Origin of the sequence: Pseudoalteromonas sp. TB25, assembly GCF_000497995.1 — a bacterium.
Lineage (GTDB): Bacteria > Pseudomonadota > Gammaproteobacteria > Enterobacterales > Alteromonadaceae > Pseudoalteromonas > Pseudoalteromonas distincta.
In genome coordinates this window covers 1-23,404 of sequence record NZ_AUTI01000443.1, presented here as the reverse complement: position 1 = coordinate 23,404, position 23,404 = coordinate 1, and the positions used below count along the sequence as shown (strand labels likewise).

The 23,404-nt window shown below is 40.0% G+C and carries 18 protein-coding genes, 4 tRNA genes and 2 pseudogenes; 15 read left to right on the top strand and 9 right to left on the bottom strand.

Annotated elements, in window-relative coordinates:
- Positions 1 to 26 precede the first annotated feature (26 nt).
- Positions 27 to 975: pseudogene (locus L652_RS01000000124260) on the bottom strand (GGDEF domain-containing protein).
- Positions 976 to 1,309: 334 nt separating this feature from the next.
- Between L652_RS01000000124260 and L652_RS0121570 the strand changes: the two are divergent.
- Entirely contained in the window at positions 1,310 to 3,088 is a 1,779-nt protein-coding gene (locus L652_RS0121570; RefSeq protein ID WP_024597072.1) for a DUF885 domain-containing protein, read from the top strand.
- A gap of 175 nt (positions 3,089 to 3,263) precedes the next feature.
- Complete coding sequence (locus L652_RS0121565; protein ID WP_024597071.1) at positions 3,264 to 4,745, top strand: FMN-binding glutamate synthase family protein; 1,482 nt, start codon at positions 3,264 to 3,266, stop codon at positions 4,743 to 4,745.
- A 46-nt stretch (positions 4,746 to 4,791) separates the two neighbouring features.
- On the opposite strand, the gene mtnK is transcribed toward L652_RS0121565, so the two are convergent.
- Positions 4,792 to 6,009 (bottom strand): S-methyl-5-thioribose kinase, encoded by a 1,218-nt coding sequence (mtnK, locus tag L652_RS0121560; RefSeq protein ID WP_024597070.1) that lies wholly within the window; start codon positions 6,007 to 6,009, stop codon positions 4,792 to 4,794.
- Between the two features lie 129 nt (positions 6,010 to 6,138).
- On the opposite strand from mtnK, the pseudogene mtnA reads away from it, so the two are divergent.
- Positions 6,139 to 7,144: pseudogene (gene mtnA / locus L652_RS01000000124255) on the top strand (S-methyl-5-thioribose-1-phosphate isomerase).
- A 62-nt stretch (positions 7,145 to 7,206) separates the two neighbouring features.
- Here mtnA and L652_RS0121550 read toward each other — a convergent pair.
- The 3 genes from L652_RS0121550 to L652_RS0121540 are packed head-to-tail and all read right to left on the bottom strand — an operon-like array spanning position 7,207 to position 9,058.
- Complete coding sequence (locus L652_RS0121550) at positions 7,207 to 7,749, bottom strand: acireductone dioxygenase (protein ID WP_024597069.1); 543 nt, start codon at positions 7,747 to 7,749, stop codon at positions 7,207 to 7,209.
- Positions 7,746 to 8,432, bottom strand: a complete 687-nt coding sequence (mtnC, locus tag L652_RS0121545) for an acireductone synthase (protein ID WP_024597068.1) — start codon at positions 8,430 to 8,432, stop codon at positions 7,746 to 7,748. The genes L652_RS0121550 and mtnC overlap by 4 nt, the downstream gene beginning before the upstream one ends.
- Positions 8,429 to 9,058: a methylthioribulose 1-phosphate dehydratase gene (locus L652_RS0121540; protein WP_024597067.1), complete on the bottom strand. Its 630-nt coding sequence runs from the start codon at positions 9,056 to 9,058 to the stop codon at positions 8,429 to 8,431. Before L652_RS0121540 ends, mtnC begins: the two co-directional genes overlap by 4 nt.
- A 108-nt stretch (positions 9,059 to 9,166) precedes the next feature.
- Here L652_RS0121540 and L652_RS0121530 point away from each other — a divergent pair, with 108 nt between their 5' ends.
- The 3 genes from L652_RS0121530 to L652_RS0121520 all read left to right on the top strand — a co-directional run bounded on the left by L652_RS0121530 (position 9,167) and on the right by L652_RS0121520 (position 12,561).
- Positions 9,167 to 10,309: a methionine aminotransferase gene (locus L652_RS0121530; RefSeq protein ID WP_024597066.1), complete on the top strand. Its 1,143-nt coding sequence runs from the start codon at positions 9,167 to 9,169 to the stop codon at positions 10,307 to 10,309.
- Complete coding sequence (locus L652_RS0121525) at positions 10,297 to 11,070, top strand: amidohydrolase (protein WP_024597065.1); 774 nt, start codon at positions 10,297 to 10,299, stop codon at positions 11,068 to 11,070. Before L652_RS0121530 ends, L652_RS0121525 begins: the two co-directional genes overlap by 13 nt.
- A 75-nt stretch (positions 11,071 to 11,145) precedes the next feature.
- The gene (locus tag L652_RS0121520; RefSeq protein WP_024597064.1) at positions 11,146 to 12,561 is read left to right on the top strand and encodes a mannose-1-phosphate guanylyltransferase/mannose-6-phosphate isomerase; all 1,416 of its coding nucleotides are present in this window, start codon (positions 11,146 to 11,148) and stop codon (positions 12,559 to 12,561) included.
- A gap of 30 nt (positions 12,562 to 12,591) precedes the next feature.
- Here L652_RS0121520 and L652_RS0121515 read toward each other — a convergent pair whose 3' ends face one another.
- The 3 genes from L652_RS0121515 to L652_RS0121505 form a co-directional block, all read right to left on the bottom strand.
- A complete protein-coding gene (locus tag L652_RS0121515; RefSeq protein WP_024597063.1) occupies positions 12,592 to 14,748 on the bottom strand; it encodes a response regulator in 2,157 nt (718 codons plus the stop codon).
- A gap of 167 nt (positions 14,749 to 14,915) precedes the next feature.
- Positions 14,916 to 15,572 (bottom strand): response regulator transcription factor, encoded by a 657-nt coding sequence (locus L652_RS0121510; protein ID WP_004334929.1) that lies wholly within the window; start codon positions 15,570 to 15,572, stop codon positions 14,916 to 14,918.
- A 219-nt stretch (positions 15,573 to 15,791) separates the two neighbouring features.
- On the bottom strand, positions 15,792 to 16,160 hold the full coding sequence (locus L652_RS0121505; protein WP_024597062.1) for a histidine triad nucleotide-binding protein: 369 nt from the start codon (positions 16,158 to 16,160) through the stop codon (positions 15,792 to 15,794).
- Positions 16,161 to 16,252: 92 nt separating this feature from the next.
- On the opposite strand from L652_RS0121505, the gene L652_RS0121500 reads away from it, so the two are divergent.
- On the top strand, positions 16,253 to 16,852 hold the full coding sequence (locus tag L652_RS0121500; protein WP_024603644.1) for a DUF2057 domain-containing protein: 600 nt from the start codon (positions 16,253 to 16,255) through the stop codon (positions 16,850 to 16,852).
- A 57-nt stretch (positions 16,853 to 16,909) separates the two neighbouring features.
- Here the strand turns inward: L652_RS0121500 and L652_RS0121495 are convergent, their stop codons facing one another.
- Complete coding sequence (locus tag L652_RS0121495; RefSeq protein WP_024597286.1) at positions 16,910 to 18,751, bottom strand: M1 family metallopeptidase; 1,842 nt, start codon at positions 18,749 to 18,751, stop codon at positions 16,910 to 16,912.
- Between the two features lie 143 nt (positions 18,752 to 18,894).
- On the opposite strand from L652_RS0121495, the gene murB reads away from it, so the two are divergent.
- The 8 genes from murB to tuf form a co-directional block, all read left to right on the top strand.
- Positions 18,895 to 19,905, top strand: coding sequence for a UDP-N-acetylmuramate dehydrogenase (gene murB, locus L652_RS0121490; protein WP_024597285.1), 1,011 nt, complete (start codon positions 18,895 to 18,897; stop codon positions 19,903 to 19,905).
- The gene (gene birA, locus L652_RS0121485) at positions 19,902 to 20,894 is read left to right on the top strand and encodes a bifunctional biotin--[acetyl-CoA-carboxylase] ligase/biotin operon repressor BirA (RefSeq protein WP_024597284.1); all 993 of its coding nucleotides are present in this window, start codon (positions 19,902 to 19,904) and stop codon (positions 20,892 to 20,894) included. Before murB ends, birA begins: the two co-directional genes overlap by 4 nt.
- On the top strand, positions 20,891 to 21,601 hold the full coding sequence (locus L652_RS0121480; RefSeq protein ID WP_024597283.1) for a type III pantothenate kinase: 711 nt from the start codon (positions 20,891 to 20,893) through the stop codon (positions 21,599 to 21,601). Before birA ends, L652_RS0121480 begins: the two co-directional genes overlap by 4 nt.
- Positions 21,602 to 21,727: 126 nt before the next feature.
- A tRNA-Thr gene (locus tag L652_RS0121475) sits at positions 21,728 to 21,803 on the top strand.
- 40 nt (positions 21,804 to 21,843) lie between these two features.
- A tRNA-Tyr gene (locus tag L652_RS0121470) sits at positions 21,844 to 21,928 on the top strand.
- 44 nt (positions 21,929 to 21,972) lie between these two features.
- Positions 21,973 to 22,047 (top strand) — tRNA-Gly (locus tag L652_RS0121465).
- Between the two features lie 11 nt (positions 22,048 to 22,058).
- A tRNA-Thr gene (locus tag L652_RS0121460) sits at positions 22,059 to 22,134 on the top strand.
- Positions 22,135 to 22,262: 128 nt separating this feature from the next.
- A partial coding sequence (tuf, locus tag L652_RS0121455; RefSeq protein ID WP_024597280.1) for an elongation factor Tu occupies positions 22,263 to 23,404 on the top strand: 1,142 nt, incomplete at its 3' end.

The window sequence follows — 23,404 nt, the reverse complement described above, 5'->3', positions numbered from 1 at the left end:
AATTTGAATATGATTTATCAGGTAATTTATTGCCCTGCAGTGTAGCTACTTTGCCCTAATGACCGCGCTTTAAAAGCCGCATGAGACGCTTTTTTAGCTAACTGGTTAAAATCATCTTCTTGTAGATGTTGAGCAATTCCTAGAGATAAGCCAATACTAGGTAACTTAATCCCTGTTTTTGAACTAACAAAGCGAAGCTTTTCGACTCCATTTCGGACTTTTTCAGCTATAACATTGGCTGTTTCTGGGTCTATATCGGCGNAAGCCACTTTGAAAAACATATTTTTGCACTTGTTTAGCTACTTTATTCAAAATAACTTCACCAATTATATCACCGTAATTTTCAGTAAAGTGATCAAGGTTATCTATTTGAATCGCAATGGCGCAAATAGACTTTTTTTGATTAGTCCATACTTGAGTTTGTTGCGTTAAATAATGGCGTTTATAAAGCCCTGTTTGGCTATCAATAATATGTTGTTTACGAAGTTGATTTAGCTGCTTTTTTGTTTTTTCGTGTAGTTGTTTGGCTTTACTTAGTTCTTGCTTAAATTGCTTGTGTTGATTTAGTAATTCGGCGGTTTGATTATGAAGTACTTCAAGCGCTTGACGGCTTTGTTCTATGTTGTTCTCATCTAGTGAATGTACGCATTCGCTCACCTGACCCGCAAAGCGAATTATCTGTTTTTCAGTAGCTTGAGAGTTTTGAGAAAGTGAACTTATAACACCATCAACATTTTGAATCATGTTGACTTGCTCTGTGTGACCGGTATTTAAAAATTCAGCATGGAGCTGTTCAATTAAAACACTGTCTATATTATCTTCAACCGCAATAGCGCGGTCTAAGGCTTTGTTCAGCTCAAGGTTAGTTTGGCTAGTATAGGTATAAACAACTTGATAATTGAGCGGCGTAGGAGAAAGTGCATAGCGCTCTAAAAACACACACACTTTAGTCATCTTCTCTTGTGCAATAGCCATGGAATCATGGAACATCATTTTAAATACCAACTAAGTACGCATAAGTGCAAATTTTAAAATATCTCATTCCATGAGGCGGTTATGCGTCCGAGCTTTTTATTATTTTTTTATACAGTAATCATTATCCGCGCTATTTAAAAGCAAAAACGATAGTTAGGGAACTTAAATTTTACTTTAGCAGCCCAATCGCTGTTTTTCTCATCAATTCGGCTGGTTTTTACTTCTGTTAACGTATGTAGCATTATTTCAACATGCTAGTTTGTCTCATTTACTTGCTATTTCTTTAGCCTACGATAGTTTTATGCAATCTATTGCATCATCAAGTTAAATAATAATGAATCTTTTTTTACCAAAAACGCTTCGCCAAACGCTTCTTGGCATAACTGCTTTATGTTCGTTAAGTGCATGTCAAATAACCACACCCAATGCGGATGAACAGTTTACTCAAGTAGCACAATCTATTGTTCAATATAGAGAAAGTATAAACCCTTATAGCAGTTCAAAAGGGGTTGATGGCTATTTGCTTGCCAATTTATCGCCAGAATTTTTAGCAAAGCAGTACAAAAGTAATACTCAATTATTAGCAGACTTAGATGCCGTAGATGCAACTAAGCTTAGTGACGAAAATCAAATTAACTTAAGTATTATTCGTGCTCAGGTGCAAAATAGCGTTGATGAATATGTGTTTAATGCGCATTACATGCCGCTTACATCTGAGTATGGTTTTCACTCCGGTCTGTCGTACATCGTTAACAGTTCTCAATATAAAAAAGAGCAAGATTTAGAGACATACCTTGCACGTTTAGCACAAATCCCCCGCTTTTTTGAGCAAAATATATATTGGATGAAAAAAGGGCTCGAAACAGGTCTCACCCAACCAAAAGCAGTTTTAGAAGGATACGAAGACTCCATAAGTACTTATATTGTTGATGATGTAACTCAATCAGAATTTTATAAACCGTTTTTAGCTAACACTGCCAGTTTAAGTGAGAGTGACTTTTATGCACTTCAACAGCGAGCTAAAGTTGTTTTAAAAAATAAAGTAATACCAGCATATAAAGGCTACTTAACGTTTTTTACTGAGCAATACCAACCGGGCGCCCGCACAAGTATTGGTATTTCAGAAACCCCTAATGGCAAAGCTTTTTATAAAAATCGTGCTAAGCATTACACCACTACCGACATGACACCAAAAGAGATCCACGAGCTAGGCTTAAAAGAAGTTGCTCGCATTCGAGGTGAAATGGAAGCTGTAATAAAAGAAGTTGGTTTTAAAGGCTCATTTGCTGAGTTTATTCACTTTTTACGTACCGACCCACAGTTTTACGCAACAACACCTGAGCAACTTTTAAAAGAAGCATCTTACATTGCTAAAAAAATGGATGCACAGCTGCCTAAGTTATTTCATACCTTACCGCGTAAACCTTATGGCGTGGCACCGGTACCCGCAAGTATTGCCCCTAAATACACAACAGGTCGGTATTCTGGCTCTAATCGAGATGATGAAGCTGGATACTACTGGGTAAATACTTACGCTTTAGATAAGCGCCCTCTGTATGTTTTAGAAGCATTAACGTTGCACGAAGCAGTGCCAGGTCATCATTTACAAATATCACTTAATGCAGAGCTTGAAAATTTGCCGAGCTATCGTCGTGATGCTTACCTTTCGGCATTTGGCGAAGGTTGGGGGCTTTACTCTGAATATTTAGGTTTAGAGGCAGGCTTTTATCAAGACCCATATAGCCGTTTTGGTCGCTTAACTTATGAAATGTGGCGAGCAGCACGTTTGGTTGTTGATACAGGGATGCACATGTATGGCTGGAGCCGCGAGCGAGCTATGAACTTTATGAGCGAGAACACCGCGCTTTCGCTGCATAATGTTAAAACAGAAACTGACCGTTATATATCTTGGCCAGCTCAGGCACTGTCATACAAAATTGGTGAGTTAACTATTAAACGTTTACGTGTTGAAGCAGAGCAAGCGCTTGGACCAAATTTTGATATTCGCGAATTTCATCATCAGGTTCTTCGCCATGGTTCAGTGCCCTTGTCAGTATTAGAAACACAGGTACGTTTATATATAAAAAATGAGTTAACTAAGCTGCAAAATTAGCTTTGTAGGGCTTATAAACCTTGAACAAACAAAGGTGTTGTGTCATTTTGACCGCAACACCTTTTTTATACCACAGACCTAGTAATGTAGTTTATTTTAGCGACTCCAATCGTCAAAATATTCAGATACTACGCAATAGGTATTATTTAAAAATATAGCCATCAAGGGGCCTTAGATGAGCAATTTCATTATGTTTAGTATTGACGTATTTGCGAGTATTTTTATTATCGCACTTGGGTTAATTGTGCTTACTGTTATTATTTTTTACTTTCGCGATATAACACAAACAAAACATGCTATTAGGCGTAACTACCCAGTAATTGGCCGCTTTCGATATTTTTTTGAACGCCAAGGTGAATTTTTCAGACAATACTTTTTTGCTCTCGATCGAGAAGAAATGCCATTTAACCGCGCTGAGCGCAGTTGGGTTTACCGCGCAGCAAAAGATGTCGATCGCACCGCTGCATTTGGTTCAACACAAAGCTTAGAAGTGACGGGTACGGTTATGTTTATGAACTGTGCTTTTCCTACTTTAGATGAAGAGGCACTTGACCCGAGTAATGTTACTTTAGGTCCGTATTGTAAAACACCTTACACCACTAATTCGTTATTTAATGTGTCGGGCATGAGCTTTGGTGCGCTTTCAAAGCCTGCTGTGCGCGCTTTATCAAAAGGTGCTAAATTAGCGGGTTGCTGGATGAACACAGGTGAAGGGGGCTTAAGCCCTTACCACCTTGAAGGTGGCGCCGATCTGGTATTTCAAATTGGTACAGCTAAATATGGTGCCCGAGACGAGCATGGAAACTTAAGCACCGAAAAACTTAAAGAAATAGCAGCTCACGAACAAGTTAAAATGTTCGAGCTAAAAATGAGCCAAGGTGCAAAACCAGGTAAAGGCGGTATGTTACCAGGGCGCAAAGTTAACGCCGAAATAGCTAAAATTAGGGGTATTCCAGAAGGGCAAGATTCGATTAGCCCAAATGGACACCCTGAAATTAAAAACCCAGCCGATATTCTCGATATGATTGCCACTGTGCGTAATACCACAGGAAAGCCAACAGGCTTTAAAGCCGTTATTGGTGATTACACCTGGTTAGAAACGTTATTTGCAGAAATAAATCATCGTGGCATTGAGTCGGCACCCGATTTTATAACAATTGATAGTGCTGATGGTGGTACGGGGGCTGCACCGCAGCCGCTTATGGATTCGGTGGGTTTACCTCTTCGCGAAAGCTTGCCGCTTGTAGTTAATATGCTTGAAAAGCACGGGCTTCGAGATCGCGTGAAAATTATTGCATCGGGTAAATTAATCGTACCTTCAAAGGTTGCTTGGGCATTGGCGCTCGGTGCTGATTTTGTTGTATCGGCTCGTGGTCATATGTTTGCACTGGGCTGTATTCAGGCAATGCAATGTAATAAAGATACCTGTCCAACCGGGATCACTACGCATAACGAGCGTTTGCAACGCGGCTTAAATGTAGCTGATAAAGCGCAACGAGTAGCTAACTATAATAAATATATTCATTACGGAGCCGGTTTAATTGCTCACTCATGCGGTGTAACAAGTGCACGAGAGTTGGCTCGTAAGCATGTACGTATAGTGCAAGAAAGTGGGCTTTCAGAGCCGCTTGATAAAATTTATGAAAACTACAAGTAAGTTTTAACTAACTAGAAGGCGCTTATAGCGCCTTTTTTAATGCTTGTTAGTTTAATTGGCTTATTAATAAACTAAGGAATGCTTCTTTGTTGTTGCATGTTTGTGCATTTAAAATAAGTTGCTCGCCTAGTGCTAATGTTTGTTTTTGCACTGTAAGGCGCGCATTGTCATCACTAATACTATCTATATCGCTTACGTGCGCAAGCCCAATAGTGCGCCTAATTAACTCAGCACCACAGTAACCAACAGCATCTTGCAATACGTTTTTCATAAAGTATTGCGCATAGCTTACTGGCGCTAGTGATTCATCTGTTGTTTTAGTGCGTATTAATTCAAGCCATTGCTGCTCAAATAAACTATAGGTGTCTACGATACAGCTAAGTAAATGTGTTTGGTAATTGCGACGTGCTACAAAGTCATCAATATGACCTGCTTGCGCGCAGTAATTCAATAGTAAATTACCAATAAAAGAGCCAATATCGAACCCAATAGGCCCAAAAAAGCCAAACTCTGGGTCAATCATCTTTGTATTATTACAATCAACAAAAATGCTACCGCTGTGCATATCACCATGAAGTAATGTTTGCGGGTTAGATAAAAAATTAGCTTTTAGTTTTGCTATTTCTAACTTCAATGCGTTGTTTTTTTGTATTGCGTCAACTTCGTTTTGTAGTTGCTTTGGGTAGTTATTGCGTTCGTGCTCAATGTACGGATCGCTAAAAAATAAGTCTTCAGTGATTTGGCAAAGCTCAGGATTAGTAAATTGGCTAACGAGTGCTTTTTTAGTTTGCGCGGTTAAGTAAAAATCTGAATTATAAAAGCCGGTGTGGCTTAAGTAGGTCGCTACGTGCTGCGCTAATTTAGGGAATTGCTCTGCATTATTTTGTGCAGTACGCAATATTTGTAAATTACCTAAATCTTCTAAAATAGTCAGCGCTTGCATTTCACTATAATGTAAAACATTAGCAGTATAAGTAGGGCAAATAGCACCATGGTTAAGTAAAACTTGTGCTTCTATACGGGCTCTATCAAGCGTTAATGGCCACGACTCACCCACGCAACGCGCGTAAGGCAGAGCTTGCTTTAAAATAACACTATTGTTTTGCTCATCAGTAATTCTAAATACTAAATTAAGATTGCCATCACCAAACTCATATGCCGATAAGGTTTGTCCGGAATCAAAAAAATTACATTGTTTAGATTCAATTAATGTCGATACGTAATCGATAGCGCGCTGTGCATTAAAAGCAACATAGTTAGTCATGGTTTAAATCTCAAAAATCAGCTTTTAAGCATTCTATACTTTTAAATGTTTAGATGTCTACAAGTCTAACTTGAGAGTTATTCAAAGTGGTGTAAAATAACGTTACGCATTTTTAATACCTTAAGCATTATGCAAAACTTAATCGCAAGCAGTTTAAAATATGAAAACGGGTCGCTTAGTGTGCTCGACCAATATTTACTACCTCACCAGCAGGTATGGCATCAGTGCCATGATGTAGAAACCATGAAAGAGCTGATCATTAACTTAAAAGTGCGTGGAGCCCCACTTATTGGTTTAGGCGCGAGCTTGTTAGTGGCGTATTTAGCTGAGCAAGGGGTAGTGAAAAGTGAGCTTGAAAAAGCAATCAATGAACTAGAAGCCACTCGTCCAACGGCGGNCGGCATTGCGAAAAGCTTTAACGCAAAGCGATTATGTTGCCGGTATTGTTAGTACTGCTGAGCGGTTGTTTATTGAAGATATTGAGCTGTGTGAACGAATGGCAAATCGTGGTGCCGAGCTTATAAATAGTGGCGACAACATATTAACTCATTGTAATACAGGGGCGCTTGCAACCGCTGGTATTGGTACTGCACTGGGTGTTATTTACAAAGCGCAGCAAAAACATGGCAACGTACATGTGTGGGTTGATGAAACACGACCATTATTACAAGGCGGCCGCTTAACGGCCTTTGAGCTTGAGCGCTGGGAAATACCGTACACATTAATTTGCGATAATATGGCGGCAAGTTTAATGGCTGCAGGTAAGGTGGATAAAATAGTAGTAGGGGCTGATCGTATTGCTGCCAATGGTGATTTTGCTAATAAAGTGGGCACCTATAATTTAGCCGTACTTGCGTATTTTCATAACATTCCATTTTATGTCGTTGCGCCTATTACCACGCTTGATACCAACACCGCTTGTGGTAATGATATAGAAATAGAGCAACGTAATCCTCAAGAAGTGCGCGGAGTTAGCGGTAGCTTTGGCGAGGCTTTATGGGCGCCCATCAATGCTAATGTATATAACCCTGCATTTGATATAACGCCGGCAAAACTGGTCACAGGGTGGGTGTTAGATACAGGTGTTTATAACCAAAGTCAGGTTGAAAATGGCGATCTCATAAAGCTTAAGTAGCTTCGCGATGTTTTGGTCCACGTTATGTTTATCAGTGTGGACCAAGGTTTTGAATGGCTAACTTACGATAATAGCGGAAATTGCTCTGCAATAGACGAGGCAGTGCTTTTTGCTACCCAGCCTTCTGTATTGTTAAATAAGCGAATGGCAGTAAACTCAGGGTCGCTTCCCATATCAAACCAATGCGGGGTAAGTTCAGGCACTGAAATTAAATCGCCTTGTTGGCAAAGTACCTGGTAAACCTTATTGCCTAAATGCAGGCAAAATAGCCCTTGGCCTTTTACAAAAAAACGCACTTCGTCTTCACTATGAGTATGTTCAAATAAAAACTTTTTGCGCAGCTCTGATGCGCCAAGATTACCTTTAGCTAGAGATATAACGTCTACTGTTTGATAGCCATTTTCGGTTTTTAACCGATCTATATCGTTTTTGTACGCACTAATAATTTGCTCGTGGGTGGTGTGCTCATTAATATTTGCATTTGCTTGCCATTGTTCAAAACGTACGTTTACTTTAGCTAGTTGCTTTGTAATATCATCAGCATTTGATGTGCTTACAAGTGCTTTGCTTGCATCGTTGTCAGCATATATTGTTAATTGACTCATACTAATTGCTCCAATTTAAATTGGCTAAAGTTATTAATATAAGGGTGTGCTTTAGTGCTTGCTTGCCCATCACGAATTAAATGTAGTGTTTTTAAGCCTGCAGCTTGCGCGGCATCAAGCTCGCCGGCTACATCACTTAAAAAGAGTATTTCTGCTGCTTTAAACGGTAACAGCTCAACAATGGTGTTATAGGCCATTTGCTCTTGTTTTGCGCCAACTTTGGTGTCAAAAAAGTCAGTAAACAAGCTGCGAATGTCACCATAATCACTGTATTTAAAAAGTAGCTGCTGCGCTTTTACTGACCCTGACGAGTACACATATAAAGCTATATCGTTGTTGTACTGAGCTTGTAAAAAATCAAATGCATCTGGGTATAAATGACCCTTAAAATCACCGTGTTCATACCCTGTTTGCCAAATTAAGCCTTGTAACTGTTTAAGTGGAGTGATTTTTTTATCTCCATCAATCCAGGTAAGTAAAGTGCTAATGACCTCTTCAATATCGGCGTTTGGCTTTTCGATAAGGGCTTTTACGGCACTAATTTGCTCAGCTACATCTGGCTTATTAGCATCGGCACGTACAAAGGTAGGTAACTGTTTTGCTGCGTAAGGAAACAACACCTCTTTAACAAACGAGATACGGGTTATTGTGCCTTCGATGTCGGTTAAAATGGCTTTAATCATTTAGTTACTCCCGCTTGAATACCTATTATTTTTAGGCGCTCTAGTTCGCAGCGAAATAAAAACTCTAAGGCTTCTAGGTGGCGACGAACTTCATCAATATTACGTCCTACTGCATATAAACCATGACCACGTATCAGTACGCCGTGCTCTATAGGTGTATGTAAATGATGGTCACTGACCAGTAGGCTTAATCGGTCAATATCTTGATCGTTATCGAAAATAGGAATGCTCAGCGTTTCTAAATGCGAAGTAAAGCCGCTCAGTGCTTTTTGCATTTCATAGCCTGTTAAATCAAGCTGATGCCCTTGGGTAATTTGCGACAGTACGGTAGCGGCTACAGAGTGAGTATGCAAAACACACTGCGCATCAGGTATAAGCTGATACAAACTTAGGTGTAATTGTGTTTCTGCCGATGGTTTTACAGCTCCTGCTAGGCGCTCGCCTTGATGATCTAATTGCAAAAAATGCTCTTGCGTCAGTGAGCCTTTATCGTGCCCACTAGCTGTAACAACAAAGCCAGTGCTAGTACGAGCTGAAAAGTTTCCGCCTGTTGCGGGTACCCAGCCTTTTTGGCTAACCCATTTTCCGGCTTCAATAAGTTGTGAAATAGCGGTATTGTTTTGCATACATTCCTCACTAATGAGCGTAAAGTTAATTGTTTTTAGACGGCTATACTTCTGTTTTAAGCAATGATAGCATCGCTTTAAGCGCAAAACCATCATTAAGGGCATCACGTGTTTGAAAGTAAATTACCAAATTTAGGCGTTAGTATATTTAGCCAAATGAGCGGGTTGGCTAATGAGTTTTCGGCAATTAATCTCTCTCAAGGCTTTCCTGAGTTTGATGCTCCTGATCTTTTAAAAACGCAGTTAAATTATTATGTGCAGCAGGGCGTTAATCAATATTCACCTTCAAGTGGTGTACCACGATTACAGCAACAAATTGCTGATTTAGCAAAGCGCAAATATGCAGCTGATATAAACGCAGCTGATCAAGTGACTGTTACCTCGGGTGCAACAGAGGCATTGTTTGTGGCTATTCAAACAATTGTGCGCCCCAGTGATGAAGTGATTGTATTTGACCCTGCATATGACTCTTACCAACCGGCAATTGAACTCGCTGGTGGAAAGTCGGTACACATTGTTTTAAGTGCGCCAAATTACACCATTGATTGGCAAGTAGTAAGCCAAGCAATTACTAAAAATACCCGTGCAATTATTATAAATACGCCTCATAACCCAAGCGGTAAAATATTACAGCCACAAGATATAAAAGCGCTTAAAGAGTTAGTTGGTACTCACAATTTGTATGTAATAAGCGATGAGGTATATGAGCACATTACGTTTGATGAACAACCGCATTTAAGCGTATTACGCGATGATGAATTATTTGCCAAAAGCTTTGTTGTATCGAGCTTTGGTAAAACGTTTCACAGCACGGGCTGGAAAATGGGTTACTGTATTGCACCTGCCGATTTAGCTGTCGAATTTAGAAAAATTCATCAGTACGTTACGTTTTCAAGTTTTACCCCCGCACAGCATGCGCTTGCCGATATGCTCGAGCAGCAAGGTGAGCATATAGATGAGCTAAGCGGGTTTTATCAGCAAAAACGCGACTTATTAGCGAGTCATTTAAGTAACAGCCGTTTTAAAATTTTACCTAGCCAAGGCACTTACTTTTTATTGTTAGATTACAGCGATGTATCGGATTTAAACGATGTTGAATTTTGCCATTGGTTAGTAGAGCAAGCAGGTGTTGCGGCTATTCCGTTAAGTGTGTTTTATCAAAAGCCACCAACCGATAAAGTAATTCGTTTATGCTTTGCTAAAAACGACAACACTCTCATAGAGGCAGCGCAAATATTATGTCAACTTTAACTATTACAGCATTGCAAAGCTCGCTTCACTGGCTTGATAAAGACGCTAATTTAGCCATGTTTAATAAACAGCTTGAAGCAATTACTAATCAGCCCGATCTTATTTTACTGCCCGAAACATTTTCGACTGGCTTTGCTATTAATTTAGATTGTGCAGAGCCCGAAAGCGGTAAAGTACTTACTTGGTTAAAGGCACAGGCTCATAAACATAATGCGGTTATTGCCGGTTCGGTACTGGTTGCGCAAGGCAATAAAAAAGCCAATCGGTTTTATTGGGTAAAACCCGACGGAGAGGTGAGTTATTACGACAAACGCCATTTATTTCGCTTAGGCAGTGAGGGCGATTACGTTGTAGCAGGGCAAGCGCGCAAAGTTTTTGAAATCAAAGGCTTTAAACTATTACCGCAGGTATGTTACGACCTCCGCTTTCCGGTATTTCAACGTAATAATAACGACTACGATGTAATGATAAACGTAGCAAATTGGCCAGCTGTACGCCGCCACATATGGGATACGCTACTTATGGCGCGTGCAATGGAAAACCTGTGTTACGTAGTAGGCGTTAATCGCGTAGGGGATGATGGTAATGGTGCCGCGCACAATGGTGGTACAGCGGTATACGACTTTAAAGGCGATGCCTTGACTAAAGCGCAAGATGACACCGAACAACTAGTTACTATAACACTTGAAAAAGCACCACTGGATGAGTTTAAAGCGGCGTTTCCTGCCTATTTAGATGCAGACTCTTTTACATTAATATAAACACGTTAATTTAGCGCAGAGCCAATAAAGTGTTAAAATGGCCGCTGATATTTTTTGTTGGCGGCAAATTTCGTAATGAACACTTTAATCACTCCTGTAATTTTAGCAGGTGGCATAGGCTCTCGCTTGTGGCCGCTTTCTCGCCAAGCAATGCCTAAACAATTTTTACCACTACTAAATGAAAACACGTCATTGCTACAAAGTACGTTGGCGCGTGTTTCTGATGGGTTGTTCGATAATGCTATTTTAGTGTGTAACGAACAGCACCGATTTATTGCCGCCGAGCAAGTTGCAAGCTTAGCTCCTAGTGCATTATTACTTGAGCCTAACGGTAAAAATACCGCGCCTGCTATCGGATTAGCGGCGCACTACGCACTACAAAATGGTGTTACTGGTCCGCTACTAGTGATGCCTGCCGATCATCATATTGAAAACTTTGATGCATTAACAGCTAAGCTCCCAGAAGCTGTAAAATTTGCTGAGCAAGGGAAGTTAGTGACGTTTTCGATTACACCTACAAAGCCACATACTGGCTATGGCTATATAAAACAAGGCGCGGCTATTGCTGGAACAGGTTGTTACGATGTCGCTCAATTTAAAGAAAAGCCTGACTTAGATACAGCGAACCGTTATTTAGCTCAAGGAGGTTATAGCTGGAATAGCGGCATGTTTTTATTTACCCCAGCAGCCTATTTAAAAGAGCTAGAACGATTTGCGCCAAAAATAGCAACGAGTGTCGCCGCAGCCGCACAATTTACTAAAGATTTAGGGTTTACCCGCCCAAGCAACAGTGCGCTTGAACATTGCCCAAGCAATTCAATTGATTACGCCATTTTAGAGCGAAGCGATAACGTAGTTGTTATGCCTGTTGATTTAAAATGGAGTGATGTAGGCAGTTTTTCATCCCTTGATGCGCTTACAAAAAAAGATGAAAACGGTAATAGTTTAAATACTAATTATATGGCTCAAGAAAGCACTAATAACTTAGTTATTAAAGAGGCTGAGCACACAATAGCCACGCTTGGGGTGAGTAATTTAGCGATTATTCATACTCATGATGCCACGTTAATCGCAAATCAAAATGAGCTGGATTCTCTGCCTTTGTTGCTCAAGCAAATTGCGACAACACAGGCTGATAAACTTAACCATCATCAAGTGGTTTTTCGCCCGTGGGGGAATTACCGTACTTTGGTTGAGGGTACTGGCTTTAAAGTTAAAAAAATTACTGTTAACAGCGGTGCTAAGCTTTCGACGCAGCGCCATCAGCATCGCGCTGAACATTGGGTTGTGGTTTCGGGCATTGCAGATGTATGCATTGATGAGCAGGCGTATACGCTAACGCATGACCAATCGTGTTATATCGCCGCAAAACAAATTCATAACTTGGCTAATAATCAAAAAGAGCCGTTAATAGTCATTGAAGTGCAAACCGGTGCTGTACTTGATGAAAGCGACATAGAGCGATTTGATGATAAATATGGAAGAGGCTAATAATTAGCTGTTTTTAAAGCTAATTCACTATTACTCTAACTGCCCACGCACAAACTTTAAATATTGCTCTAAGCTTCGTTGCCACAGATCTAACGCTTCATCAAGCATATCGTTGTGTGGTTTTTTATCGAGTAAACGGCGCTCTATTTTTTTAAGCTCAAGACCATAGCGATTAAAGCCAAGTTGCAGAGCAGTGCTTGCTTGTCGATGTAAAAGCTTAATGCATTGCTCTGGTTGTTGATCAATAAGCTTTTGACAGCGAATTAGCTTGTTACGCGCCGAAAGCACAAACTCATTATAAATCGACGACACTTCATCTTCACTAAACGAGCTGGTGAGTGTTTCGGCCGCTGTTTTGTCATACAAGGTATCAATAAGCTCTACTGCAATACTCGCAGTTTGATTAGATTGAGAGTCGCTAAGTGCTTGGCGAAGCTTCTCGTGCTTAATAGGCTTACCTACAATGTCTTTTATACCTAATTCTAAATACTCTTTTACTTCGTCAGGGCTAAGGCTTGCAGTAAATGCGAGTACTGGCGTTCGTTGATTTTTATGATCAATGCGTTTTAGCCGTTTAAGTACTTCTTGGCCTGTTAAATCAGGTAAGTTCATATCAAGCAAAACAACATCGAAGTGGTGAGCTTGCATGAGCTCTATTGCGCTTTTCCCATCTTTTGCGAGCTTAATTTTGTGCTCATCGTCGGCCATAAATTCTATAGCAATTTTTTGATTTAAATCTAAATCTTCAACCAGTAGTACATCAAGACCTGTTAAGTAATCTTTAGTTTGATGGCGCTGCTCTACAAGGCTTAATTCACCTAAGGTAAAAGTAACGGTAAAGCTAAATACACTGCCGGTTCCAAGCTGGCTAGCTATTTCGAGTCGGCTACTGAGCTTTTCAAGTAGGCGACTGGTAATAGCTAAACCAAGGCCGGTCCCACCTTTCTCTTTTCCTGCACTGCTTTGTACGTAGGGCTCTGTTAAGTAAGCTATCTCATCATTTTCTATACCTGGCCCTGAATCTTTTACACTAATTTTTATAGTGTGCTCAAGTTGCTTTTCTAAAACTAAATCAACCTGAATTTTAACGGTTCCGTGGTCTGTAAACTTAATGGCATTACCCACTAAATTAATAATTATTTGCCTAAGTTTTTGCTGGTCGCAGTAATAACAGGCTTGCTCAGGAATATTACATATTAGTTCAAACTTGAGCTGTTTTTGCTCGGCGAGAGGACTTAGTAATAAGCATAAATTATTAAGCCATGTTTTAAACTCGACATCTTCTTCGTAAAGCGCTTCGTCACTTTGATCCAAACTTGCATAATCGAGTACTTTATCTACCAATAAATTAAGAGATTCGGCAGAATTTATAATCGCCTCGCAATAGGCTTTATTGCGAGTATCACTTGTTTGGTTCATAACAAGTTGAGCACTGCCCAAAATACCGTTAAGCGGGGTGCGAATTTCGTGGCTTATAGTAGATAAAAATAACCCGCGTATTTCTAAATCTTTTTGTGCTTTATCGGCTAACTTATTGAGATGCTGCTCTCTGCGCTCATTACACAATAACGCCATACCTGCAGCATAAAACATGGGCGCAATTACGCCATTTAAAAATAGCAAAGAGCTAAACCAGCCGTTTACTAAAAGGTTTTTTTGTTCAATGTTATTCATAAATAACGAGCGGCCAATAAAGCTTAAACCAACAAGCGTTAAAATGGTTATGTATACAATACTGCCATTAGGGTAGGGTTTGCGTGCACACTTAATAAATATAAACAGTAAAAAACCGGCTTCTGCTATGTGTTGTATATCGGATGCAATTACTCTTTCGTGCAAAGATGGGTCAAAAAAGGTGTAATAACCAAGCATTACAGTGCAAAAAACGGTCACTGAGCAAAGTAATTTAAAACCAATACCGTGATAATTTAAAAACTGACTGAGCGATAAACAATGCACTATTGATGCGGCAAACATCATGCTACTGGCAGCGCTAATAATTACTAAATTATGTGTATCACCAACAAGAGTAAAGCCAATAACTGAGCCTAATAGCAATATGGGATAGAAAATATAAAGCAATGTGCCTGGAATTTGTTTGTTTGTTCGCCACGTCAAAAAGTTAAGTAAAGTCATTACAACCATGATGGCGATGCTGGCAAAATAAAGAGTGAAAGAGTCGAGCATTAATAGTCCAGCAAAGTAGTTTTTAAACAAATATTATTAAAAGTATACACTTATACCAATTTTCAAAACAGATCACTTAAGTAAGCAAATTAGTATTAAATAAGTATGCAACACATACAAAAACAGACACCTAAGTGTCTGCTTTTAATTTTAAACTAAATATTTGATTAACGAATTTCATCAGGAATATTTTGCTGTGCCCAAGATAGGAGCTCAATACGGTTACGACATTTAGTTTTTCTAAATGCGCTATATAAATGTGTTTTAACAGTGTGTGGACTGATACTTAAATCTTCTGCGATCTCTTTATTCTTCGAACCTTTACTCATTAGTGAGATTATTGCTTTTTCTCGTTTAGTGAGTTTAACAGGCTCAATATCACCTTCAGTTAATTTATGCAGGGCATCTTTATTAAACTGAAGCATACGATTTAATGCATTACACATTATATCGCGGCGATACCAAAGTTGATCTTCAAGTAGTAAGCGAATACCTTTCATTAATACATCGGCGTTATCTGTTGTGTAAAACACGCCACGAATACCGCTCAACAATGCACGGTTAGCAAGTTCAGGGTTTTCGTCTAGATTAAATAATATGATATCGCATTTAATACGTAGGTTTACTAGTTGTTCTTTTAGTTTTCCCCATGCATCCTTGCTTGATGTTTCAATAAACAAAAGTCGAGTCCCTTCAGGTATGTCTAAAATATTAGTACCTGTGGTTACGTCAAGGCCTTGCGTTTTTAACAAAGGTTCTAAAACGTTAATACCAATAGTGTTAATTGGCTCTTGATCTAATAACAAAAAGGCTGAACTGCTCATGTTTTTATACTCTTTTATAAAGCTGACTGACTGAGTTTATCACGACTTCCACACCTTTTGTATTAGAAAGTCGTTGATGTACTCAATAACAAATACGATATTACGATTATTTAAACATAAAATGTTGCAAATAAGTAACTATTTATTATTTATAACCATGAAAAACCATAACATTTGTAACTAATTAGTTGAGTGGAATAGTTTAGTGAAAAATTTTAATTAATTTACTTTTTTTACATTTTGATAAGGTGGCCACCCCATCTCTTTACCGGCAAGCATGTGTAAATGTATGTGATAAACAGTTTGCCCACCATGTTCGTTACAGTTCATAACTACGCGGTATCCGTCCTCAGCAAAATTATGTTGCTTAGCTAATTTAGCTGCGGCTACGTATAAGTTGCCTACTAAATGTGAGTTTTCAGGATTTATATCATTTATAGTAGCAATTGCTTTTTTTGGGATAATTAATACATGAAATGGCGCTTGTGGGTTTATATCTTTAAATGCGAGAGTGTTTTCATCTTCGTAAATAATATCTGCCGGAATTTCACGATTAATTATTTTGGTAAAAATAGTTTCTTGGCTCATAGTGTGTTCCTAATTAAGTGTTGTGAATTTTAAGCTCACTAATGACAAACTTTCAAAGCAGTGTCAAACTGAAATCAAATAAAGGAGTTAATATGCTTAAACCAATTTTAATAAGTAGTGCAGTTGCATTACTAGTTAGTTTTTCGGCTAATGCTGAGAATATTCACTTTCCAGAAGAAATTGTACCACTGCAAGTGGGCGATAAAATGCTAGAAAGCTCTTTGTTTAGTCGTATTGACGATGTCGAGCTTGCTCCAGGGACCTATCAGCTTAGGCTAAAATACACCGATTTATATGAAGATGATTATGACACGCATGAAGTTATAGAGTCGGAACCATTTTGGGTAAATGTAACTGTTGAAGCAGGTAAAGATTATACCTTAGTGTTTAATCGTGCTGAAAATGCGGTATCTGCAAAAGTATTTGCAGAAGCCCCTCAAGTGAGTTTAAAAGCAAAAAGTAGCGCTGTTGCTAAACCTTTAAGTGTTATTTCTAACACGCAGCTAGCAAGCAATAAACCGGCAATGCAAAATACAATGCCTGCAGGACCTTCTCGTCCTAGTCAGCCAATAAAGCCGATAGCACCAATTACAGGTAAAGGCATGCCAAGTGCGCCGCAAATGCTTGATTTTTGGTGGCAGCAAGCCACGGCTACGGAGCGTAAAGCTTTTTTAGAAAAAGTAAAAAAGTGAAAAACAGAAAAACAAAAGGGCCAAATTTGGCCCTTTTTAGTTTCTAATTAACGCTATTTATTCAAATAATGCGTCAATAGTACCCTGTGCAAGAGGGTGATACCCAGGGCGTGCTTTTAAGTACACGCTTTGAGCCCACTCTTTTTTACCGTTAGTGATAAGTGATTTGTATAACGGCACAATTAACTTACGACGGCCAATACCTGATAAGTGCTTATTAAGCGCAGGATAAATTGGTTGATAACCATTACCTACTGCTAGCATAAACCAAGCAAATGCACGTTCAGCATTCGTTGATTGCGTTAGATTAAATTCACTATCAAGCTCGCTCATTTTCTCTATGCTTAAATCGCGTGGTAAGTTATTTAAAAAGTGTAGCCACTCATGCACAGACCAATCAGCTGTTGGTAGTTGAGCAGCTGTTGTGTCGCCTTTTAGCCATGCTGCTGTTGCAGTATCTACTTTATCAAATGCATCAGAAGTAGGATTGGGCGCATCACTTGGTAAGCCAGGTTCAAAAATCCATTCGTTTACTTTATCCATACTTACAACACCCGGGTACTTCTCAATTAAGTTAGCTTTTAAGTAAGTAACAAATTGCGCGGTAGTAAGTGATTTAAACGAAAACTCTTTAAAGTAGGCTTTTACGAACGGGTCAAACTTATCGCGGCCATATTTGTTTTCTAGATAGATTAAAAATAACTGACCTTTAGTGTAAGGCACTGAGCTAAACGCATCATCTGGGTCACGGCCATTAAGCTTTAAATTAAGGCGTGTATCTGGTGCATCAATTGTTTTAATTTGTGCGCGTAAAGACGCTGAATCAAGTGCTTGTTCCATAACCGCACGGTCACGACCAAATACTTCTTCCATAATGCGGTTTTCAACGTACGAGGTAAAACCTTCGTTTAACCATAAATCTTCCCACGTTGCGTTAGTTACTAAGTTACCTGACCAAGAATGAGCAAGCTCATGGGCAATAAGGTTAACTAAGCTTTTATCACCGGCAACAACCGTTGGGGTTATAAATGACAAGCGTGGGTTTTCCATGCCACCAAACGGAAAACTTGGCGGTAGCATTAATAAGTCGTAGCGACCCCATGCATATTCGCCGTACATAGCGTTTGTTTTGTCGATCATGGCTTGGGTGTCGTCAAATTCAGCAACTGAGGCATCTAAAATTGTAGGCTCAGCAAATATGCCCGTTTGGTGCGACATTGCTTTAAATTCTAAGTTACCTGCACCAATAGCAATTAGGTAAGGTGAAATTGCTTGTGGCATATCAAAAATGTAGTCGCCATCTTTATAAAGCGCATCTTTGTTGTCGGCACTCATTACTGCTCGTATATCTTTTGGTGTATGAATTCGTGCAGAGTAAGTTACACGCATTGCGGGTGTATCTTGCACTGGGATCCAACTACGTGCATGAATTGCTTGCGATTGGCTGTACATAAATGGATGCGTTTTACTTGCCGTTTGCGTGGGTGTTAACCATTGCAGGCCAGATGCTTCTGGACGACTGTTGTAGTAAATACGAACTACTTCAGCTTGGTTTTTAAACTTAATAGTAAGCTTTGAACCTTTAACGTCATCTCGCTTAGCTAAATCAAAAGTCGCCTTTTTCCAGTTACCACTTTGGTCTTTGTACATTACTTTATCAATGTCTAAGTCGCGGGTATCAAGTACCAGAGTTCTACTTTTGCTGTTGTTCCACTGAAGAGTATGCTCCACAAAACCTTCTAACTGCTTGTCGGCAAAGTCGACATCTAAATCAAGGTTTAAGTGAGTAGTAACAACATCATCAAGGTTAGCATACGAGTTTTGGTCAATCGCATTAGCCATTGCTTGCGAACACATACCCGCCATAGCGAGGCTTAAAAAAAGAGGTTTAATTTTCATCATTACTCTGAACACAAATAAAAAAGTGCTGGTTTTATATCACGATTGACACGGTGGGTTGAGTGATTTTTACAATCTAGTGCCACATTTGCGACGATGAGGTAAACTATTGCGATTAGTTACCGGTATTTTTAGAGAGCTTTGTGGCGCATTCATTACACTCCTTACATACATTCGCATTAAACAGCCAATGCCAAAATTTTGTTGAAATTACTCAGCTTGAGCAACTTAAAACGCAAAGTTTTAGTGCACCGTTTTGTTTGCTAGGCGAGGGCAGTAATACCGTATTTTTAAATGACTACATGGGTACGGTTATAAAAATAGCCTTAAAAGGTATTAAAATTACCGAGCGTGAGAGCGACACACTAATTAGTATTGCTGCAGGCGAAAACTGGCATCAACTAGTCAGTTATTTATTAGAGAAAAAGATACCCGGGCTTGAAAATCTAGCACTTATACCGGGCACTGTGGGTGCATCGCCGGTACAAAATATTGGTGCTTATGGCGTTGAGATAGCTAAATTTATTGAGTTGGTAGAATACTTTGATATAACCACTAACACTATGCATTCATTAAATAACGAGCAATGTGAATTTGCTTACAGAGACTCAATATTTAAACATGCCCTTAAAAATAAAGCGGTGATCACGCAAGTACACTTAGCGCTTCCAAAAAAGTGGCAACCAGTATTAAGTTATGGCCCCCTGCAGCAGCTAGATGTTATTACACCGCAAGCAGTGTTTGAGCAGGTTATAAAAACGCGTAATAGTAAATTACCAAACCCATATACATTGCCAAATGCGGGCAGTTTTTTTAAAAACCCAATAATTACTAACCAGCAGTTAGCTGAGCTATTAAAGCAGTTTGCAGATTTACCTCATTACGAATATGGGCAAAGTCATCACAAGGTCGCAGCAGGTTGGTTAATCGATCAAAGTGGTTTAAAAGGGCACCGCGAGGCCGGTGTAGAAGTGCATGAACAACAAGCGCTAGTGCTTGTTAATCACGGAAATAGTGAAGGTAGTGACCTAATAAAAATGATTAAACACATTCAGCAAGTGGTTTATACGCGCTACAACATTATGCTTGAGCACGAAGTACGTTTAATAGATTCGTGCAGCGAATGCCATATTAACGCGGAACCTGAGCAATGAAAGCACCTGATGGAAACAAACTCGCTATTTTAAATGCACTCAACCAAGGAGGCTTTGTATCTGGGCAAGCCTTGGGTGAAAAGCTAGGGATTAGCCGAGCTGCGGTTAGTAAACATATTAAAACGTTACAAGAAATGGGCTTGGATATTTTTAAAGTGACTGGCAAAGGCTATTGTTTGAATAGTCAGGTGGGCCTTTTAAATAAAACGCAAATTGATCAACACTACAAAGCGCTAGGTGATAATACGGCCAATGTAGAAGTACACCCTATTATAGATTCGACCAACAGTGAGCTTATGCGCCGTATACAGGCTAAAACAGCGCTTGAGTCTGGGACTGTTATTGTTGCTGAAATGCAGCAAGCAGGGCGCGGCCGACGCGGCCGTGTTTGGCAATCCCCATTCGGCGCTAATTTGTATTACAGTTACTTTTGGCGTTTAGATGACGGGCTTCAAGCTGCAATGGGTGTATCAATTGCAGTAGGCCTTGCAGTTTATGATGCAATTAAAGCGTTATACCAAATTGACGTAGAGCTTAAATGGCCTAACGATATTTATATAAATAAGCAAAAGCTTGCAGGTGTATTAGTTGAACTCGACGGACAGCCGCAAGGTCCTTGTCAGCTTGTGATTGGTATAGGTATCAACTTACAAATGCCAGACAGCTTTAGCCAACATATAGACCAAGCGTGGACCGACTTAAATCAACATACCCAACAGCTAGATAAAAACCAGCTGGTGGCATCGCTTACTCATCATTTAGAGCAGCGTTTAGTGCAGTATCGTCAAACAGGTTTGCAAAATATGTATGAGCAATGGAATTCACTCAATGCATTTGCTGGTGATTATGTTGAGCTTAATACAGGGCACCGAAGCTGGCGTGGAATATGTGAAGGTATTGACCCACAAGGTGGAATACGAATTCGCCAAGATGGTGAAGTAAAAAGTTATTATGGTGGGGAAGTCTCCCTCAGAAAGGCGCAAGTATGAGATTACTGATCGACGTAGGAAATACATCACTAAAAGCTGTGCTGTGGGATAACGATCAAGCACAACCAGCAGATATAAATAACCTACCTTGGTTGCAAATAACCGAAGTGATTTATGCGTGCGTAGGGCGCAGTGATTTATTAAACGATATTCTAACGCAAGCGGCTAGCAATAATATTACTTGCTTTGAAGCCAAAGTAACCAAAACGCTTGGAGATCTTGTATGCGCTTACGAGCACGTAGGTAACTTAGGCATCGACAGGTGGCTTGCGCTTATTGCAGGCTTTACATTATACCCACATAAAGCATGCATTGTTGTTGATGCAGGTACTGCGACAACAATTGATGTGCTTGATAATGAAGGTAAGCATTTAGGCGGCTGGATTTTACCTGGGCTTGATTTAATGACCTCATCACTTACACAAAACACCCAACGTGTTTTTGATGACGGTAAAACACCATTTACTAATGAATTGGGTAAAAATACGCCAAACGGTTTAAAAAATGGTGCTTTAGTGGCAACCATCGGTGCAATTGAGCAGGCTAAGCTGAATTTAACGGCTCAAAAAACAGAACAAGCACCACAAATTATTTTTGCTGGTGGCTATGGCTCGCTATTGCAACAGCAATTTGCAGGAAGTATTTTTGATTCATTGTTAGTAATGAAGGGCTTAAATTATTGGTATGAATTAACCGAAACAGTATAAAAAAGTGCAAAAAACGTGTTTTCGCGTGAATATTGAGCATTTAAACTAAAAATTTACACTTTTTTTAATTTTATTGTTGCATCCCAATAAACCTTACTCTAATATCTCGCCCCGTACTAAAGCAGTGCCGACTTAGCTCAGCTGGTAGAGCAACTGACTTGTAATCAGTAGGTCAACCGTTCGACTCGGTTAGTCGGCACCACTTTCCTTTTACCGGAAGTGAATTAGTAGAGAATTATCGTGGAGGGGTTCCCGAGCGGCCAAAGGGATCAGACTGTAAATCTGACGGCTCAGCCTTCGCTGGTTCGAATCCAGCTCCCTCCACCACTTTATTCTTGACGGTTAGAGGTAGTTTAAGAACAGATTTTTATGCGGGCATCGTATAATGGCTATTACCTCAGCCTTCCAAGCTGATGATGCGGGTTCGATTCCCGCTGCCCGCTCCAGTTCTTGTGTTGCTGATATAGCTCAGTTGGTAGAGCGCACCCTTGGTAAGGGTGAGGTCGGCAGTTCGACTCTGCCTATCAGCACCAGTCCTAAGAATCTCCTTGATTACTTCCTTTATCTGTCAGAAAATACTATTTGAAAAAATTAACTTAATCTACCTCTGGTGGATTATTTTCATATGTAATTTAGATACACAAAACTGATAGGTTCCGTCATGGCAAAAGAAAAGTTTGAACGCGTAAAACCGCACGTAAACGTTGGTACAATCGGCCACGTTGACCACGGTAAAACTACACTAACTGCAGCAATCACTAACGTACTTGCAAAAGTATACGGCGGTGTTGCTAAAGATTTCGCATCAATCGATAACGCTCCAGAAGAGCGCGAACGTGGTATCACTATTTCAACGTCTCACGTTGAATACGATACACCTACACGTCACTACGCACACGTAGATTGTCCTGGTCACGCCGATTATGTTAAAAACATGATCACTGGTGCTGCTCAAATGGACGGCGCGATCTTAGTAGTTGCTGCGACAGATGGCCCTATGCCACAAACGCGTGAGCACATCCTTCTTTCTCGTCAAGTTGGTGTTCCTTACATCATCGTGTTCATGAACAAATGTGACATGGTTGATGACGAAGAGCTACTTGAACTAGTAGAAATGGAAGTTCGTGAACTTCTTTCAGAATACGATTTCCCAGGTGATGACTTACCTCTAATCGCGGGTTCTGCGCTTAAAGCGTTAGAAGGCGAGAAAGAGTGGGAAGATAAGATTGTTGAGCTTGCAAACGCACTTGATTCTTACATCCCAGAGCCAGAGCGTGACATCGATAAGCCATTCATCATGCCTATCGAAGACGTTTTCTCAATCCAGGGTCGTGGTACAGTTGTAACTGGTCGTGTTGAAGCTGGTATCATCCGCATCAATGACGAAGTAGAAATTGTTGGTATCAATGATACAACTCGTTCTACTTGTACTGGTGTTGAAATGTTCCGTAAGCTTCTTGACGAAGGTCGTGCTGGCGAAAACATCGGCGCACTTCTACGTGGTACTAAGCGTGAAGACGTTGAACGTGGTCAAGTACTAGCTAAGCCTGGTTCAATCAACCCACATACTACATTCACTTCAGAAGTATACGTACTTTCTAAAGATGAAGGTGGTCGTCATACTCCATTCTTCAAAGGTTACCGTCCACAGTTCTACTTCCGTACAACTGACGTAACTGGTGACGTACAGTTACCAGAAGGCGTAGAAATGGTAATGCCTGGTGATAACATCAAGATGACAGTAACTCTAATCGCACCAATCGCGATGGATGAAGGTCTTCGTTTTGCTATCCGTGAAGGTGG

Excerpts from the sequence above, each read along its gene's own strand:
- L652_RS0121570 (WP_024597072.1), top strand. The coding sequence starts at position 1,310 with ATGAATCTTTTTTTACCAAAAACGCTTCGCCAAACGCTTCTTGGCATA.
- L652_RS0121565 (WP_024597071.1), top strand. The coding sequence starts at position 3,264 with ATGAGCAATTTCATTATGTTTAGTATTGACGTATTTGCGAGTATTTTT.
- mtnK (WP_024597070.1), bottom strand. The coding sequence starts at position 6,009 with ATGACTAACTATGTTGCTTTTAATGCACAGCGCGCTATCGATTACGTA.
- L652_RS0121550 (WP_024597069.1), bottom strand. The coding sequence starts at position 7,749 with ATGAGTCAATTAACAATATATGCTGACAACGATGCAAGCAAAGCACTT.
- mtnC (WP_024597068.1), bottom strand. The coding sequence starts at position 8,432 with ATGATTAAAGCCATTTTAACCGACATCGAAGGCACAATAACCCGTATC.
- L652_RS0121540 (WP_024597067.1), bottom strand. The coding sequence starts at position 9,058 with ATGCAAAACAATACCGCTATTTCACAACTTATTGAAGCCGGAAAATGG.
- L652_RS0121525 (WP_024597065.1), top strand. The coding sequence starts at position 10,297 with ATGTCAACTTTAACTATTACAGCATTGCAAAGCTCGCTTCACTGGCTT.
- L652_RS0121520 (WP_024597064.1), top strand. The coding sequence starts at position 11,146 with ATGAACACTTTAATCACTCCTGTAATTTTAGCAGGTGGCATAGGCTCT.
- L652_RS0121515 (WP_024597063.1), bottom strand. The coding sequence starts at position 14,748 with ATGCTCGACTCTTTCACTCTTTATTTTGCCAGCATCGCCATCATGGTT.
- L652_RS0121510 (WP_004334929.1), bottom strand. The coding sequence starts at position 15,572 with ATGAGCAGTTCAGCCTTTTTGTTATTAGATCAAGAGCCAATTAACACT.
- L652_RS0121505 (WP_024597062.1), bottom strand. The coding sequence starts at position 16,160 with ATGAGCCAAGAAACTATTTTTACCAAAATAATTAATCGTGAAATTCCG.
- L652_RS0121500 (WP_024603644.1), top strand. The coding sequence starts at position 16,253 with ATGCTTAAACCAATTTTAATAAGTAGTGCAGTTGCATTACTAGTTAGT.
- L652_RS0121495 (WP_024597286.1), bottom strand. The coding sequence starts at position 18,751 with ATGAAAATTAAACCTCTTTTTTTAAGCCTCGCTATGGCGGGTATGTGT.
- birA (WP_024597284.1), top strand. The coding sequence starts at position 19,902 with ATGAAAGCACCTGATGGAAACAAACTCGCTATTTTAAATGCACTCAAC.
- L652_RS0121480 (WP_024597283.1), top strand. The coding sequence starts at position 20,891 with ATGAGATTACTGATCGACGTAGGAAATACATCACTAAAAGCTGTGCTG.